Genomic DNA, 16544 nt, shown 5'->3' on the forward strand with positions numbered 1-16544 from the left:
CGCATGACAGCCATTGAATCCTGGATCAATCGCATGACCTGGACAGGTCCGGAACATCAGCTGCCGTCCTGGGTTGAAAGCGGGATTATTCATGGATTCGAAGGGCTGGGTTATGAGTATCCTGCGAAGGGTTACAGCCTGAAGCAGGTCCACGGGGCGCGGCTTGTGGAAATAAAAAAAGGCACGGATCCTGAGGCGCTCCCCGAAGCCGATGGCCTCTGGACCCGCGAACCGGGGCTGGGCATCGCCGTGAAGACGGCGGACTGTGTGCCGGTTCTGATTTATCATCCCCAGCTTGTCATGGCCATTCACGCCGGCTGGAAGGGGATGGCTCAGGATATTCTGGGTGCCGGCTGCCAGGTTCTGGCGCAGGAGGGCATTCCCCTGAACGCCTGCAAGGTCGGGATTGGTGCCTGCATCAGTCTCGATAGTTTTGAAGTTGGTCCGGAAGTCATCGAAGGGCTGCGGCGCGGTGCCTATCGCCTCGATGATGAAACCCTCGCCTGGGCGTCAAGCAAAGGGCAGGGGGATCGCTGGCATCTGGACCTCGCCCTTCTGAGTGCCCTGCGCTTGCGCAAGGCCGGATTTCAGGCTGAGCAGCTGAGTGTCATCCGCAGCTGCACGCGGAAAAATCCGATGGTCTGGCATTCCTTCCGCCGTGATGGTCAAAGAGCGGGTCGCAACTGGAGCTGGATTCGCATTTAATTTCAATCCAAAGTCAAACGCAGGCCGGCCAGGGTCAGGCCAAACTGCGAACTCTTCCTTGTGGTGTCGGTGCCATCGTTTTTGCCGCTTTCCGAAGCCCACCAGACGCCGGCCAGGTACGCAGCATTCTTTGCGAGCGGAACGACTATCGTACTGGAGAGTTTCAGATAGCTGCCGGTGACTTTGGTGCTCTCATCTTCGCCGGTGGTGCTGTTGAAACTCGTCGTTTCCACGCGCGTCATGTCCAGCACGGCAAGGTTTTCCAGGATAAAGCTTTCAAAGGGGACCGACCAGGTCGTGAAGATCCCGTAGAGATCCGAGCTGACTTCATTCTTCGGTTCCTTGACCCTCGTGGCATTGAGCCCCAGATCAATGCCGATCTCCAGATCATCGCGCAGCATATAGCTCACGGAAGCGAGTGCATTGACATCCTGGAAAGGATAAAAATAGACGTTCCATTTGCCGATGCTTGCCCAGACCGACGCATCCACAAGGTCCCCGGTCATCAAGCTGGTGGCGTCGCGGCTCGTGGCTTCATCACTGTATTTGGTTTTGGATTGAGCCCATTTGAGCCCCGAGAATTGCAGCGAGTACGAGGCGGTGGATTCCGTCGCTGCAGAGCCGGCTTCAGCCTCTTCAGTCGCGGACGCCTGCAGGCTGCTGCTGAGCAGAACGGCGGAAATGCAATAAACGGCAAATTTTTTCATGACTTGTGTCCTTGTTCACGAATTTCCGCGGCGGGAACACGATTTTTATCCCCCATCTTAGTGCATCATATTGGCAGTATGCCCGCAAGAGCCCTTTTTTCCTGGTCCGGCTCTGTGCTAGAACTGCCTCTCTGCGCGCAGGCTACGAAGGAGTGCTCCATGGGCGTTTTGATCGGCTGTCAAAACCTTGCGAAATCGATGAGTCACAAGATTCTGTTTCAGGATCTCAACCTCGCGATCGAGGACGGTGAAAAACTGGGCATCATTGGCCCCAACGGAGCCGGCAAATCCACCTTTCTGAAAATTCTCAAAGGCCTGGAAGTGCCTGACAGCGGCACCATCGCGGCCCGCAAAGGTCTGCGGCTTGCTTTCATTACTCAGGAACCGCAATTTCCCACGGAAAAAAACCTCGAGGAGGTTCTGACCGCAGCGGGCGAAAATGAGGGTCTGGATCATGCCACGGCCTTGATTGAGGCGCACAAACTCTTGAGCCGCCTTGGCTTTCCCGATCCCATGCAAATCGTGGGAACGCTGTCGGGAGGCTGGCGCAAACGCCTGGCCATCGCCGAGGCTCTGATCAGCAATCCCGACCTTGTGCTCTTCGATGAGCCCACCAACCATCTGGATTTGCGTTCGGTGATCTGGCTCGAGGAGTTTCTCAGACAGGCAAGTTTTGCCTGGGTGCTCGTCAGTCACGATCGTTTCTTTCTGGATCGCACGGCCCAAAGAATCATGGAAATTCATCCAGCCTATCCCGGCCGCTGGCATGTTGAGGATGGCGGTTACTCCTCCTTCATCGAAAAGAAGGAAGCCTATCTCTATGACCTGCAGGTGAAGGAAGCCTCGCTCGCCAATAAACTGCGGCGGGAAGAGGAATGGCTCGTCCGTCAGCCCAAGGCCCGTGGCACCAAGGCCCGCTATCGCATCGATGAAGCGATGCGCATGAAGGGCGAGATGCAGGACCTGAAACAGCGCCTCAATACGAGCAGCGCCAATCTTGATTTTCAAGCGTCCGGCCGCAAGAGCAAACAGCTTATGCAGCTGAAAAGCATCAGCAAGCGTTACGGTGATCGTGTTCTCTTTCAAAATCTCGACTGCGTTCTGGCGCCTGGCATGACGCTCGGCATCCTCGGTGATAACGGAACCGGCAAGTCAACTCTTCTGAAAATCATGGGCGGCATCGAGCCACCCACAGAGGGCAGCATCCAGGCCATTCAGAATTTGGAGATCGTGTACTTCGATCAGGCCAAGGAGCAACTGCAGCCCGACTGGACTTTGAAGCGCGCCCTTTCCGATGGTCATGAGGCGGTGATCTTCCGCGATCGTTCCGTGCATGTAGCCTCATGGGCCCGTCGCTTTCAATTTCAAGCGGAGCAGTTGGATACGCCGGTCTCCTTTCTTTCGGGTGGAGAGAAGGCCCGGGTGATGATTTCGCGCCTCATGCAGCGCAAGGCGGATGTTTTGCTTCTGGATGAGCCGAACAACGATCTGGATATCGATACCCTGGAAATTCTGGAGGACAGCCTTGAGGATTTCCCGGGTGCCATCGTTCTCGTTTCGCATGACCGCTATCTTCTCGATCGTCTTTGCACGCATTTCCTTGGGCTGGGACCAGGAGGCAGGATCACGGCCTACGCGGATTACGAACAATGGGAACGCAGCCTTCTGGATGAGGGACGTGCTCAGAAAAAGGACAAGGCCGGAGCCAGCACCTCAGCTGCCGCCAAACCCAAGCCCGGCCGGGCGGTGAAGTTGTCCTATAATGAGCAGCGTGAATATGAGAAAATGGAGGAATCCATTTTGCACGCGGAAGAGGAACTGTCCGCGGCTCAGGCTGCCGTCGAGGATCCCTCGATCGCGTCGCAAACGCAAAAGCTCATGGCGGCCAGTGAAAGGCTGCAAAAAGCGCAGGAAACGGTCGATCGGCTTTATGCACGATGGACCGAACTGGAATCCAAGGTGCAGGGCGGTTGATTTGAAAAAAATGGCCCTCTTCATTCTGCTGCTCCTTAGCCTCAGCTGGATCTCGAGTCTGGCCGAGGGGCTGCTTTGTGATGAGAAGGCGCATGAGCCGGTTGCTCTGGTCGATCCCTCGTCTTCCACGGATAAGGATGTTCACCCATGCCATGCCGAATCCTGCCACTTTGGGCATTGTGGACATTTGCATGCGCGATGGCAGGCCAGTCCCATGGAAGAGCCTGACAGCCATCATCACAGAAATATCACGCCCTATTCCTTTATTGTGAGGAGTGGGCCGCGCTTTTTACCCATGCGTCCTCCTCTCGCCTGATCCTTCCCACAATCTGATAAGATTTCCACAGCCTCGTGGCTGCCCCCATCCCTTATTTTTCGAGTATGGAATGAGACATTTATTTCTCATGACTTTGACCTTGTCATTGCCCTGGCCTCTTTTTGGGGCTGAAACCTGCCTTTGGTCCAAATGGTCCGGAGTCGCGGCCGCGGTGCTGCGTTCCGCTCCCGAATGGGCCGCTCTGCAGAAAAAGCAGGATCTGAATCGAACCCAAATCGAAGCGGCGGCGCTGGGACCTCAGGCCCGGGCCGAAGCGCAGTATCTGGCCGGAACCCCTTTGCGTCGGGAAGGGGAGGCCGAAATCCGCTATGAATGGACCCTGGAACGCGGCGGCAAACAGGAGGCACGGCAGCGCCTGGCCACCACCCAGCTGGCCCTTTCCGTGGCAGGGCTGGAGAGTCGTAAAACTGAACTCCTGCGTGATCTGGCGATTACCGCCGATCGCTGGCAGCAGATTGAACATGAACAGGAAATCCTGAAGGAAACTGTCACCACCTACCGGGCCCTGATTCGTCAGCTCAGTGCCCAGGCTGCGCTTTCGCCTGAGCAGGATGTCACGCTCGCTGTTTTTCGCCTGGCTCATGATGAAACGCTTTTGAAATCAGGACAGCTGGAGGTCGAACAGGACGGAGTGCGCAGTCAGCTCGCTTATCTGACCGGTTGCACCAACGTCACACTTCCGAAGGAATCGCCCCAGGAGCGCAGTCAATGGCCGGAATTTCCGGAGGAGATGCAGGGACAGCGTGCGGCCTGGAAACGTCAACAGGAAGCGCACAAGGCTCATGCTCTGGCGCTCCTCGATCAGGAAAAGGCTCAGTCGTTTTCTGATGTGTCCATCGCTCCCGTGGCACGCTTGAGCCTTGAAGATGGAAGCGGCAAACCCGCCTTTGGTCTGGCTGCCAGCCTTCCCATCGGTGCCTCCCAACAGAAGGCCACGCTGGAGGTGGCCCAGGCCGCCTTTGCTCTGGCCGAAGCGGAAACGGGACTGGATGCGAAAAAACGCAACGCGGACTATGTGCGCTGGCTTCATCAGTACCGAAGTGCGGTGAAGGTTTTGCGGCAGGGTTTTGCGGAGACCGCGGTCCAGGACAAGCATGAAAAAATGGAAAAACTTTTTCTGGCCGGGCGCGTGAACGCGTCGCTCATCATTGAAGCGCATCGGCAGATGTATGAGCATCTGGTGTCCCGTCATCAGATCGAATGGAAGGCGATGGAGGCCTATTGGAATCTCCGTTATCTCACGGGTCAGATTCAGGAGGGGGATTTGTGATGAAAACTCCTATTTTTCTTCTTCTCATCTGCAGTTTTGCTCCCCTTGTTTTCGCCCATGGGGATGAAGGTGCAGGTCCTTCGCGGGTTGGCCCGGATCAGGGTATTCTGAAGTTCGATGAACATGAAGGCTTTGTTCTGCGCCCCAGTGCCGAGGAGAACTTTGCCATTCAAAAGTCCCGGCTCAAGGCAGGTCCGATCTGGACCATTCCGGTCTCGGCTCTGGTGTACTCCGGTCTGGAAGTCCAGGTGATGCGACAGCGTGAAGGCTCCTGGCAATCAGTGGATGTTGAGATTGTTCGCAAGACCAAAGTTAGCGCCGAAATCCGGAGCGCGGGTCTGGCTGCCGGTGATGAACTGGCCATCCAGGGGATCGGCTTTTTGAAAATCATCGAACAGAGCCTTATGGGTCCCGCCGCCGACCATCACGATCACTGACAAGGATGCTTCATGCTCAATCGCATCATACATTTTGCCGTTTTTCATAGGGTTTTGACCCTGTTTTTGACGCTTCTTCTGGTGACGTGTGGACTGGTCTTTGGCTTTCGTCTTCTGCCCATCGACGCGGTTCCTGATATCACCAACAACCAGGTGCAGATCAACACCACCATCACCGGACTCGCACCGGAGGAAATTGAACGCAGCATTACCTTTCCCGTCGAATCCTCCATGCGCGGCCTTCCCCAGGTCGACAGCGTGCGTTCCATCACGCGCTTCGGTCTTTCGCAGATCACCGTGATTTTTGAAGACGGCGTGGATGTCTATCGGGCCCGGCAGATGGTTTCCGAACGCTTGCAGAATGTTTTGAGCGACCTGCCGACCGGAGCCACCACACGCCTGGGTCCCATCTCCACGGGACTTGGTGAGATCTATCAGTACACGCTTGATTACAAGAATGTGGCCCAGGATCCCGAGGCCCGCTTTCAGCAACTCATTCAGCTGCGCACCTACCAGGACTGGACCATCAAGCCGCGCCTTCTGACGGTCAAGGGGGTGGCTGAAGTCAATACCACGGGCGGTTATGAAAAGCAGTATCAGGTCGAACCCGATCGCGAGAAAATGCAGGCCTATGGCATTCATTTTTCGGATCTGAAGGAGGCCCTGGAAGGCTCCAACCGTAATGTGGGCGGCGGTCAAATTCAGCAGACGGCGGAACAATTTCTGGTGCAAGGCATCGGCCTTTTCAAAAGCCCTGAGGAAATCAAACTCGTTCCCGTGAAACAGCTGGAATCCCTGCGTGTGGTACGGCTCGGTGAAGTGGCCGCTGTCACCCTCGGGCGTGAGCAAAGAACCGGTGCCGCCACGATGAACGGCGAAGAGGTCGTGCTCGGCACGGTGATGATGCTGATGGGCGATAACAGCCGTGCCGTGGCCAAGGCCATCGATGCCCGGATTGAAGAGATCCGTCGCACGCTGCCGCCTGACCTGGTTCTGGCGACAGTGTATGATCGCTCGGAACTTGTCGATCACACGATCCAGACGGTGCAGCATAACCTGCTCTTCGGTGCCCTGCTCGTGACCCTGGTGCTCTTTGCCCTGCTCGGCAATATGCGGGCAGCTTTAATCACCGCCTTGACCATACCCTTCACCCTGAGTCTCACCTTTCTTCTGATGCGTCCTCTGGGACTTTCCGGCAACCTCATGAGTCTCGGGGCCCTCGACTTCGGCATGATCGTCGACGGGACGGTCATTGTCCTCGATAATTGTGTGCGAATGATTCAGAGCCGGGCCCAAAATCTTGGTCGCGGGCTCACATCGCTCGAAAAAAAGCAGGCCATCCATGATGCAACCGTGGAGATTCGCAAGGCCGCCGGTTTTGGCGAGCTCATCATTGTGGTCGTATTTTTGCCGATCTTTGCCCTGGTGGGGGTGGAAGGCAAAATGTTCAAGCCCATGGCGACCGCATTTTCGATTGCCGTGCTCGGTGCACTTTTGCTGTCGTTTACCACCGTGCCGGCGCTGGCGAGTTTTGTGCTGAGTGGCAAGGGTCAGAGTCGCGAACCCTGGTTGATGCGGATTCTCACCCGCATCTATGAACCCATCCTGCATCTGTCCTTTCGCTTCCGCCTGGTCTTTATCACCGGAGCCCTGCTGGCCATCGCGGTCTCACTCCTTCTCTTCAGCCGCATGGGAGCTGTGTTCCTGCCGCAACTGGGGGAAGGATCCTATGCGTTTCACATGATCCGACCTGTGAATATCAGCCTGGATCAGTCGATTGCCTTTCAAAAAACGGCCGAGCGGGTCCTGCGCGATGTGCCCGAGGTTCAGCATGTGTTTTCGCGCATTGGAACCAGTGAAGTGGCCACCGATCCGATGGGCGTGAACGTCTCGGACACCTATATCATGCTGAAGGACCAGGCGACCTGGCCCTTGCATGAAGGGCGGAAGCACAACTTTGAATCCCTGGCCCAGCATATTGTGGAACTTTTGGAGCGGGAGGTGCCAGGACAGAATTATCTGGCATCGCAACCGATCCAGATGCGTTTCAACGAACTCATGGAAGGGACCCGTGCGGATGTGGCCATCAAGGTCTTTGGCAATGACCTCGACAAAAATCTGGACACGGCGCGGGAAATTCGCGAGATCGTGGAGGCCATTCCCGGCGCCGGGGATGTGGAGCTGGATCTGGCGGGAACGTCCCCAGTGCTCAAGATTGAGCCGAAGCCCGAAGCCCTGATTCGCTTCGGCACCTCGGTGGCGGAGGTTTTTGAAACCGTCGCCGCCGCCCTGGGGGGTGAGGAGGCCGGTTTTATCCACGAAAATGAGCAGAAGGTGCCCATTTTCATTCGCCTCGGTGAAGCCGAACGCTCCGACCTGGATGTGATCCGCTCGCTGCCCGTGGGGATCAGCCATGGCATCTCCACCAGACTCGATCATCTGGCCGATCTTGAATTCGCGGATACGTTTGGTTCGATCAATCGGGAAAACGGCATGCGTCGCGCGGCCGTTCTGGTGAACCTGCGCGGCCGTGATACGGAAAGCTTTGTGCAGGAGGCTCAGGCGCGCATCGCGGAAAAAATCCAATTGCCGGAGAACAGTTTTATCGAATGGGGCGGCAATTTTCAGAATCTTCAGGAGGCCCGGCTGCGACTTTTGATTTTGACACCGCTCGCGCTCTGCCTGGTCTTCTTCATGGTGTATGCGGCCTTTGGCAATGCCTGGGAAACGCTGCTGATCTTTATCGGCATTCCGTTGGCCTGGGTCGGTGGAATTTTGAATCTTTGGCTCAATGATCTGCCTTTCTCCATTTCGGCGGGTGTGGGTTTCATTGCGCTGTCCGGTATCGCTGTGCTGAATGGGGTGGTGCTCATCGGTTTCTACAACACGCGCAAGGCGCAGGGTGAAAACGGAGTTCCCATGATCATGCAGGCCACCGTCGCCCGTCTGCGGCCGGTGGTGATGACGGCGCTCGTCGCCATTTTTGGTTTTCTGCCGATGATGTTTTCGAAAGGCATGGGCGCCGAAGTGCAAAAGCCATTGGCCACTGTTGTCACCGGTGGTGTCCTGTCGGCGACAGTTTTAACGCTGTTTATTCTGCCGATGCTCTTTTCCCTGATTGAAAAGCGCGTGCGGAACTTTCGCGTGACCGCGCATTGACCCCACGTTGAGCGAACCCTTATCATAGGGGGATGTCCTATTATCAAGGGTTCGCATTATGAAGAAACAGCTCGTTTCGCTGGCCTTTCTTGCGCTTTTCGCTGTCTCCTGCCAAACGAGTTACAGCGCGCGTCCCCATCCGACGCCTGCTGGCCCTTCGCCTGAGCAGGAACTTTGGAACGATTATGTGAAGGAAACCGTCGCTTCGCATTCCATCCCTTCGGAATGCCAGCCGCGTCGCGTGCAGGCTGATCCTACGGTGGGACGCCGCGGCCTTCTGATGTTTTTTCATGGCTTCAACGCCTGCCCGCAGGAATTCGCGACACTCAGTGAACGTCTTGCCAAGGCAGGCTTTGATGTGTATCTGCCGCTGCTTCCCGAGTCTTCGCACAGGACACTGGATCGGCCGGAGCTTCGTTACAAAAAATTCATCACCACCATGAACGAAATCGCACGCCGCGCGCCGCGTGGGGACAAGGTGCTGGCCGGACTTTCCGGTGGCGGCTCGCTGGCCACCGAGGCTGCCCTTGTCGGGCCGGGCGTCTGGGACCGGCTTTTGATCTTTGCACCGCGTGCAACGGAATCGCTGGACGCGATCGCAAGGATTCGCGTGCCCATGCAATTCGTGGGCGTCCTTCATGAAGCCACGGTCGATGCCGACGCCATCCAAAGCGCGGTGGAAAAGGCAAGGAACGCCCGCCTCTGTTTTTATCCGGAAGGCGTTCCCCATGCCATGCTCCAGCCGGAGTCCGCTGCATCAGGTGAAGACGCCTACTGGCTGCCAGCGCTGGAGCAGGATGCCCTCAGTTTTATCACCAGCGCACGCTGGTTTTTAACGAATCAGATCAGGCCGGATAAGAAGGGTTGGCCCATCTGCCGTTATATTTTGTGAGCGCAAAAATCATGGATAGCCCCTTGTCAAAGCCCCCTGATCCCGTCATGCTGCAGACATCATGGGGGAACCTTGTATGGCGTTCTTCGCAATTCCCATCCCTGTTGATCTGAAGGCGCAACTCGCCGCGGATCTGGCCCCTTTACGCAAGGAATGGCCATCCGTGCAGTGGGTCCATCCCGAGGATTTCCATCTGACCCTGCGTTTTATCGGGGGCCTGCAGCACGAAGCCATGACCCGACTGCTGGCAGCGGTCCAGGACTGGAGCCTGCCCTTCACGCCGTTTTCCCTGGAGTTGCAGGGTGTCCGAACTTTTCCGCCGCACCGGGATCGCGGCGTGCTGTGGATTGATCTGGAGACCATGTGGCCCGAGCTGATCGACCTGCAACAGAGTCTCGAGGAGCAGGTGCAGGGGCTGGGCTTTGAACCGGAACGCCGGGCCTTTACGCCTCATCTGACCATTGCCCGCTTCAAACGAGGGGATGCCGATGCGCTGATGGAGGCGCTCACACCCTTGACGGAACGCGCCTGGGGTCGCTTCACCTGTGAAGAGTATGTCCTCATGAAGCGGCGTTCTGGCGCCAGGGATCATGCGCCTGGGCCTTTGTACGAGGTCCTGACCCGATTTACGGTATAGTCGTTCGCTGAAGCTTCATCGGTGTAGGCATTGCCGCTAAAGCTGTTGAGAGGAAAGTCTGGAAGGATTACAACGGGGAGTGTAAAAGATTGGTTCCCCGGAACTCGCTTGTGCGGAGAAAGTATGACGAAGAAATCGATAGCTGTGCTTTGCAGTGGTGGTGACGGCCCCGGCATGAATGCAGCCATTCGCTCGGTGGTGCGTAGCGCCTATTTTGAAGGCATCGATGTATACGGCGTTTACAAGGGATTCGAAGGTCTGCTCGATAAATCCGTCGCTCATCTGGATTTGTCCTCAGTCGGCAATATCATCCAGCGCGGAGGGACCATCATTTACACATCCCGTTCGTCCCGCTTTATGCAGGCCGAATACCGGACGCAGGCCGCCGAGTTCCTGAAGGACCTGGGCGTTTCCGGTCTGATCGTGATCGGCGGCAATGGCTCATTCAATGGCGCCGCTCTTCTGCACAAGGAACATGGCATCCCGGTCGCCTGTCTGCCGGGAACCATCGACAATGATATCGAAGGAACCGAATTTTCCATCGGCTTTGACACCGCTCTGAATACCGCAGTGGAAGCCATCGATAAAATTCGTGATACCGCTACCTCGCATGATCGCACCTTCCTGGTGGAAGTGATGGGACGCTCATCGGGTCTGATCGCCATCACGGTGGCGATTGCCACAGGTGCGGAAGCCGTGATCTTCCCTGATTTGAAAGTGGACCTGGCCTCGGTCGCTTATACTGTGAAACGCGGTGTGACGCGTGGCAAGAAATCGTCCATCATCATCGTCGCGGAAGGGGAAAAGGAAGGCCTGAGTCACGTCTATCAAAAGGAACTGCAGGAAGCTTACGGACTGGAAACCAAGCTCTGTATTCTCGGGCATATTCAACGGGGCGGCAACCCATCGCCGCGGGATCGTTTCCTCGGTTCCTTCATGGGGAACATGGCGGTCAAGGCCCTCGTGCAAGGGGAAAAGGCTGTAGCCACCGTGGTGCGCGATGGAAAATTCGCGATCGCTCCTCTGAACGAGTGTCTGAGCAAGCGCAATGATTTTGATCGCAGTCTTTTGGATCTTCTGAATGTACTCGCACTATGAAAGGGCGTGGGGATGGGTCTTTTCCCTGCTTCGATCGATCTGGCGTCTTTGAATCGGGACTGGCGACCCAAGGCTGAATCCAGTATCGGCCTGAACTTCGTGGACATTGGAGAGAACAGCATCACAGCGGAATTCACGGTCGGTGATGCCATGCTGCAGCCGCATGGCATCATGCATGGCGGCTTCTCCTGTCTGGTGGGGGAGGGCATGGGTTCGGTGGCTGGCAATCTGAGCCTCAAGGATCCTGCGCTCGCCGTCGTCGGCCAGAATCTGCAGGCCCTGCATCTGCGTCCGGCCAAACCCGGTGATGTTCTCCGGGCCCGCGTGCAGGCCGTCCATGTCGGAAGGCGTTCGCAGATCTGGGAAACGGAAATACGCGATCAACGCAGCGAAAAGCTGGTGGCGCGGGTGACCTTGACGGTGGCTGTGGTGGAACGTCCCGGCTGATCAGCGGGTTTCGAAATGGAACCAGGCGGCTGGTTGATGGCCGGGGTCCTTCTTTTCCAGAAAAATCAGCACAATGATTTCATGGCGGCGATCACCGTCGCTATTGAGTATCAGGGCATCAGCCAGCTGCATCAGGCGCGAAAGACCTGGCAGCGAGCGGCGGCCCTCACCCTCCTGAATATGCTCTTCCAAAAAGACGATCAGTTCCTGCTGGCTCAAAAGCTGGCCGCGCAGGTCCATGGATATGGCCACAAGGCTCGCATCGAAACCATAACGCAGCTGCTGGAGCGGCGTGCTGATGGTCTGTGGGTTTGAGTTCGCGACCATGGCATGGGCTTTCTTAAGGCTCAAAAGACTGCTGGTGATCTCGGCCATGTCCTCGATGCTCTCGCCTTCAAGTCCCATGCGTTCCAGATCCTCGCGCAGCTGCTGCACCAGGGAATCCCGCTGCTCCATCGCCGGCAGAGGTTTTTCCTTCACCTCGAAACCCCAGGCCAGATACTTTTCGATTCCAAATATATCACGGGTCAGAAGCTTGCTTAAATGAATCAGGAGAATCTGCTGCAGCATGAGACGCGGCAGGTTCAAGGGAATGATATGGGCCACATGCGGGTTCTGTCGCATCATGGCGAGGTTTTTCAGGGTATCCTCGGACGACATCACCACAATGCGGGTGTTCGGATGAGTCCGGATGATTTCCGGTGTCAGACTCAGCCAGCTGTGATGCAGGGCCAGAAGATCAAAGGCATGCTCTCTCATGAGCTGCAGAAATTCCTGCGGGTTTTCCGCCAGCTGAAGCTCGACCTTGCTGCCGCCGATCGCCATGCGATAGATCCGCTGATGCTTGCGATCGGCATCCAGGATCAGAAGGCGCTTTTTGCTTATGGAATGGCTCTTTTCATAGAGCTGGGCTGCCGGCTCCAGGGTGCGGGTCAGCAGACTGATATGTCTCTCAAGGTCCGTGTAGGACGCATTATCAAAGGCCACATGGAGCTGCTGCAGGCAGCTGAAGACTTTCGGGATCGTGTGATTGCGCAGATCCGCGATGCGGCTCAGAATCGCATCCTTGTCCCGGGCAATGAGCGCAACCTTTTCCTTCTGGTTGGCCAGAGCCTCATGATGATCCTCAAGCTCCAGATGCAGACGCTCCAGCTCGCTGTTCCGCCGGTTGAGGTCCGCCGTGCGCCGGTCCACTTCAGCCTGGAGCGTGCGGTTGCGGTCGGCAATGATCTTGGCCTTGGCGCGTTGAATTTCTGCATCATTCTGAATGGTCTTTTGAATCATGATCGAGAGCAGGATGCTGATGAAAGCGATCAGGGCCCAGGGGAAGAGCATGCCGCGAGCCGAATCGGAAAACAAAAGCTGGCCGATATCATGGAGCGATGCCACCGTGAGCACGACGAGGCTGACCCCAAGCCGGGCGCCGAACTGGGATTTTTCAAACATGGCCCGCAAGGCAAAGGGCAGGAAAATCAAAACCTGAACGATCAGAACCTTATAGTAATTGCGCCGCAAGCCATCAAAGCTGAGCGAGTCACTCCAAAGCCAGGAGCCGAGGAAGAAGACAAAGATGCAGGCATTGAGAAGGGCCAGTTTATGTCCAATCTTCTGCCGTGTGGGCATGATCTCTTCGATAAAGAGGAAGAAAGGAACCGGGGCCAGCGCCAGCAGCAGATGCCAGATCAGGCGCCAGAGCGGTGTATGAGAGAAGAGAACATAAACCAGGTCCGTGCCGGTGATATAGGTGATGCTCATGGCACAGGCCGAAAGACCAAAGTAGAGCAGAACGCGGCCGCCTTTGATGAGATAGAGCAGAAAGCCGCCAATGCCCATGAACAGCACGATGGAGCCCGCGGTGAGGTCGGCGATGTCCGTGGCCAGGAATTGATAGAGGGCCATATCCTGCTCGCTCACGTTCAACGTGTGGCAGGTGGGCTGATAGCCGTTCTTGTCCGAATAGAACGTCTCCACGATCACCTGCGAGGGGCGTTCGGGTCGCGGCAGGATCAGGAAGGGCTGCCCTTGAATAATGCGAACGCTATTGGGCCAGCTCACCTCCGGCGTGCGTTCCAGAATCAACTCCTGATCCTGGAAAATCCGGATGATGTTGGTGCATTTGGTCAGAATCAAATAGTGCAGCGCAGGGTCCTCGGGCAGGGAATAGGCGAACCACGCGCGCGCTTTGGAATTGATGGGCTTGTCATCAACGGATTCCTCGGTCACCTCCTGCCAGCCCGTCCCGGAAGGGGGAGGTGTTTGGAACACATTGTTGCTGTCATAAAACCAAAGCACAGGCTCACCCTGCCGCAAATCAAACGTGCCTCCCTGCCGACAGGCGATCGGCCCTGTCAGAAGCAGAAGAAGCAATGCGAGCAGGTTGTAACGCCTGAGGAAGACCAAGCCTTCACCTTTCCACAAAATAATGAAACGACCCATGCCGTTTGCGGACCTGGGTTTTGCCAATCACATTGATCAGAGCAATGATCTCCGTCCGTTCTCCCGGTTTGATATTCGTGATCATCAGATCCGCCGTGGAGATGATTTGGAAGAGGCCCATGCCTCCACCGCCTTTGCCTTCATGTTCATTGATCTTGCCGAAGTGTCCATCAAAGCAGGATTTCAGATAGCGCGTGATGGTTTCGCGCTTCAGGGCTCCAAATGGATCATCCACGGAGAGCGCAATGGTCGAACCATCAAAGGCAAAACGCAGCTTGCCGTATTCCGTGGGTTCCAGCTCCACCGCCACCCGGCGCGACAGGTGATTGTATTTCGAAAGGCCGGTCTTGCGATCGACGGGAGCGTCATAGATGGCATTCATGAGAATTTCGTCGGTGATCATCGTCGCATTGCGGATATGGGAGGTCATGATCCCGGCCTTGGTCAGCTCACTTTCCACCACTTCCAGATACTGAGCCCGATTCTGACTCGACGTGATGATGTATTCCTTGACGTCCACACCCCAGTTCAGATACTTCTCCAAACCGAAAATATCGTTGCTGAGTATCTTCGTTACGGTAACCAGAAGGTTTTTCTGGGTCAGGGCACGCTCCTCATCATCCTGGTAAATGACATGGCAGAGACCCGGATTTTCCGCCAGAAGGTCAATGTGCTGGCTCAGCTCATGACGCGTGGTGAGCACGGTCGCCACGGACGGAAACTGCCTGTGCACGAGCGAAGGAATGCCGGTAAAGTCGGTGCTGATCACGGTCAGATCCGGCTGCTCCTGGGACATGGCCTCGGTAAATTCATCAGGTTTCATGAAGGAACGGATATCGACACGGCTGCCGCCGAGGGCCATCTTGGTGACCATCAGAAGCTGCTTTTCCGGCTCCAAAAGCCAGATGCGCCGGCTTCTGAGCGCCTCGCTGGTGCTGTGCAAGCGAGCCACCGGCTCGAGCTGGCTGGCGATTTTATGGACTTCAATGCTGAGATTCTGCAGAGCCGTTTTATTGCGCTGCTCATAAAGCTGCTTCAGACCATCCGTCAGGCTCGGCAGAATATCGCTGCTGATTTCCGCCACCTTTTTCAAAAGAGCATCCTTCTGGCCAATCAAATCCTCAAGCCGCTTGTGACTGATGCTGAGCAGGATATTCTTTTCTTCCAGATCAAAATTCGACTGTTCGAGTTCTTCAGTCTTGACCTGAAGGACCTGGGATCTCAGCTCGACCTCCTCGGCCAGTTTCAGGCTGTATTCCTCGAGACTCCGGGTGCGCTCGACTTCCAGGCTGCGCTCCCGATCGATATAGATTTGAATCAGATAGGTGATCAGTGTTCCCATAAAAAATATGAGAGCGAGGCAGGTGGCTTCAAAGAAGGGCCAGCCGAGGAGCAGGCTCGCGATATCCACCGCCGTACCAAGGAAAAGCACGATCAGCCCCAGGGTCAGGATCGGAGCCGGTGAAGGCGCCCGGATCAGCAGCGGCAGACAAAGAATGGCGACCACGATCAGCTGGGGACCCAGGAACTGGAAGAAGAGGATACGCAGGCGTTCCAAATGCTGATCATAACCGCTGGCGAAGAGGGCCACACCCACCAGGGTCGGCACGATGTTCACCCAGGCCAGCACGCGCAGGGTTGGAATCGGCGTCGGGAGCACATGATAAAAGAAGAACATGAAGGCCGCCGGAGCTATCATCACCGCAAAATGCCAGACGTGGAGCAGCCAGGGAATGCCCGGCAACGCGAAGTGAACCGGATGGGACACGGCGAAGAAGGTGGCACCGACCGAGCCGGAAAAGAGACCGAAGAGGAGTATGGTCCTCTGCATCTTAAAGAGCCAGACCATAAGGCTGATCGCACACAGAAAGAGCATGACCATGGACGTGAGCGTTTCAAAAGCCTGGAAGGTTGCAAACCGCCTTACGACGGTCACCTCATTCCCGATGCGAACCTCGCGGCAGTCCAGTTGAAAGGCCGTGCGATGGGAACGGAGGATGCGGAAGTAAAGCGGCTGCGGACCCTGATCCATGGGCAGAAGGAAATAGGGTTTGTTGTTGCGGTTCAGTTCGAGGTTGAAGTTGCTCTTGAGCTGAAAGTCCGCCAGCATTCGTTCGCCCCAGTAGACCTTGTCCACATTGCCACAGAAACCCAGCATCAAAACCGAACGCTGATCAAGCGCTTCCGCCGGGACCTCATAGCGAAGCCAGACCGCCTGGAACGCATCCAGATGATCGATCCGGTTCGGCGGCAGGAAATTTTCATTCTGTTTCATCGCTTCAAAGGAAAGGGGCTCATCGAGGCCTTCCGGCATCAGAGTATAAGTTTTGGAACCTTGCAAATCATAAAGCTGCTCATGATCGCAGCCGCTGGTCAAAAACCAGAGACTGCCCATAAGCAGGCAGAACTGCAGAGATTTGCAGAGTTTCCATCGCATGCGCACGA

13 protein-coding genes are annotated in these 16544 nt (G+C 56.3%); 10 read left to right on the plus strand and 3 right to left on the minus strand.

Annotated features, from left to right (window positions below):
• Window positions 1-3: 3 nt before the first annotated feature.
• Window positions 4-705 (plus strand): purine nucleoside phosphorylase YfiH/LACC1 family protein, encoded by a 702-nt coding sequence (locus OLTU_RS04700; protein ID WP_141731599.1) that lies wholly within the window; start codon window positions 4-6, stop codon window positions 703-705.
• 2 nt (window positions 706-707) lie between these two features.
• On the opposite strand, the gene OLTU_RS04705 is transcribed toward OLTU_RS04700, so the two are convergent.
• Window positions 708-1412, minus strand: a complete 705-nt coding sequence (locus tag OLTU_RS04705; RefSeq protein ID WP_141731600.1) for a hypothetical protein — start codon at window positions 1410-1412, stop codon at window positions 708-710.
• A gap of 159 nt (window positions 1413-1571) precedes the next feature.
• Here OLTU_RS04705 and OLTU_RS04710 point away from each other — a divergent pair, with 159 nt between their 5' ends.
• From OLTU_RS04710 to OLTU_RS04750, 9 genes are all read left to right on the plus strand, one after another.
• Window positions 1572-3386: an ABC-F family ATP-binding cassette domain-containing protein gene (locus OLTU_RS04710; RefSeq protein ID WP_141731601.1), complete on the plus strand. Its 1815-nt coding sequence runs from the start codon at window positions 1572-1574 to the stop codon at window positions 3384-3386.
• 1 nt (window position 3387) lies between these two features.
• Window positions 3388-3702 carry a hypothetical protein gene (locus tag OLTU_RS04715; RefSeq protein WP_141731602.1) on the plus strand — a complete coding sequence of 105 codons (315 nt, stop codon included), beginning with the start codon at window positions 3388-3390 and terminating at the stop codon, window positions 3700-3702.
• Window positions 3703-3790: 88 nt separating this feature from the next.
• Window positions 3791-4993, plus strand: coding sequence for a TolC family protein (locus OLTU_RS04720; RefSeq protein ID WP_218109840.1), 1203 nt, complete (start codon window positions 3791-3793; stop codon window positions 4991-4993).
• Window positions 4993-5430: an efflux RND transporter periplasmic adaptor subunit gene (locus OLTU_RS04725; protein ID WP_141731604.1), complete on the plus strand. Its 438-nt coding sequence runs from the start codon at window positions 4993-4995 to the stop codon at window positions 5428-5430. Before OLTU_RS04720 ends, OLTU_RS04725 begins: the two co-directional genes overlap by 1 nt.
• Before the next feature lie 12 nt (window positions 5431-5442).
• On the plus strand, window positions 5443-8589 hold the full coding sequence (locus OLTU_RS04730) for an efflux RND transporter permease subunit (protein WP_141731605.1): 3147 nt from the start codon (window positions 5443-5445) through the stop codon (window positions 8587-8589).
• Window positions 8590-8647: 58 nt separating this feature from the next.
• Complete coding sequence (locus tag OLTU_RS04735; protein ID WP_141731606.1) at window positions 8648-9481, plus strand: alpha/beta hydrolase; 834 nt, start codon at window positions 8648-8650, stop codon at window positions 9479-9481.
• A 76-nt stretch (window positions 9482-9557) separates the two neighbouring features.
• Window positions 9558-10118 (plus strand): RNA 2',3'-cyclic phosphodiesterase, encoded by a 561-nt coding sequence (gene thpR, locus OLTU_RS04740; RefSeq protein WP_176736332.1) that lies wholly within the window; start codon window positions 9558-9560, stop codon window positions 10116-10118.
• Between the two features lie 123 nt (window positions 10119-10241).
• Window positions 10242-11216: a 6-phosphofructokinase gene (pfkA, locus tag OLTU_RS04745; RefSeq protein WP_141731608.1), complete on the plus strand. Its 975-nt coding sequence runs from the start codon at window positions 10242-10244 to the stop codon at window positions 11214-11216.
• Window positions 11217-11228: 12 nt separating this feature from the next.
• Window positions 11229-11663 (plus strand): PaaI family thioesterase, encoded by a 435-nt coding sequence (locus tag OLTU_RS04750; protein WP_141731609.1) that lies wholly within the window; start codon window positions 11229-11231, stop codon window positions 11661-11663.
• On the opposite strand, the gene OLTU_RS04755 is transcribed toward OLTU_RS04750, so the two are convergent.
• A complete protein-coding gene (locus OLTU_RS04755) occupies window positions 11664-14099 on the minus strand; it encodes a 7TM-DISM domain-containing protein (protein WP_218109841.1) in 2436 nt (811 codons plus the stop codon). It abuts the gene before it with no gap.
• On the minus strand, window positions 14068-16536 hold the full coding sequence (locus OLTU_RS04760) for a 7TM-DISM domain-containing protein (protein ID WP_141731611.1): 2469 nt from the start codon (window positions 16534-16536) through the stop codon (window positions 14068-14070). Before OLTU_RS04760 ends, OLTU_RS04755 begins: the two co-directional genes overlap by 32 nt.
• Window positions 16537-16544 lie beyond the last annotated feature (8 nt).

Source organism: Oligoflexus tunisiensis (genome assembly GCF_001748245.1).
Lineage (GTDB): Bacteria > Bdellovibrionota_B > Oligoflexia > Oligoflexales > Oligoflexaceae > Oligoflexus > Oligoflexus tunisiensis.

Excerpts from the sequence above, each read along its gene's own strand:
- OLTU_RS04700 (WP_141731599.1), top strand. The coding sequence starts at position 4 with ATGACAGCCATTGAATCCTGGATCAATCGCATGACCTGGACAGGTCCG.
- OLTU_RS04705 (WP_141731600.1), bottom strand. The coding sequence starts at position 1,412 with ATGAAAAAATTTGCCGTTTATTGCATTTCCGCCGTTCTGCTCAGCAGC.
- OLTU_RS04710 (WP_141731601.1), top strand. The coding sequence starts at position 1,572 with ATGGGCGTTTTGATCGGCTGTCAAAACCTTGCGAAATCGATGAGTCAC.
- OLTU_RS04720 (WP_218109840.1), top strand. The coding sequence starts at position 3,791 with ATGACTTTGACCTTGTCATTGCCCTGGCCTCTTTTTGGGGCTGAAACC.
- OLTU_RS04725 (WP_141731604.1), top strand. The coding sequence starts at position 4,993 with ATGAAAACTCCTATTTTTCTTCTTCTCATCTGCAGTTTTGCTCCCCTT.
- OLTU_RS04730 (WP_141731605.1), top strand. The coding sequence starts at position 5,443 with ATGCTCAATCGCATCATACATTTTGCCGTTTTTCATAGGGTTTTGACC.
- OLTU_RS04735 (WP_141731606.1), top strand. The coding sequence starts at position 8,648 with ATGAAGAAACAGCTCGTTTCGCTGGCCTTTCTTGCGCTTTTCGCTGTC.
- thpR (WP_176736332.1), top strand. The coding sequence starts at position 9,558 with ATGGCGTTCTTCGCAATTCCCATCCCTGTTGATCTGAAGGCGCAACTC.
- pfkA (WP_141731608.1), top strand. The coding sequence starts at position 10,242 with ATGACGAAGAAATCGATAGCTGTGCTTTGCAGTGGTGGTGACGGCCCC.
- OLTU_RS04750 (WP_141731609.1), top strand. The coding sequence starts at position 11,229 with ATGGGTCTTTTCCCTGCTTCGATCGATCTGGCGTCTTTGAATCGGGAC.
- OLTU_RS04755 (WP_218109841.1), bottom strand. The coding sequence starts at position 14,099 with ATGGGTCGTTTCATTATTTTGTGGAAAGGTGAAGGCTTGGTCTTCCTC.
- OLTU_RS04760 (WP_141731611.1), bottom strand. The coding sequence starts at position 16,536 with ATGCGATGGAAACTCTGCAAATCTCTGCAGTTCTGCCTGCTTATGGGC.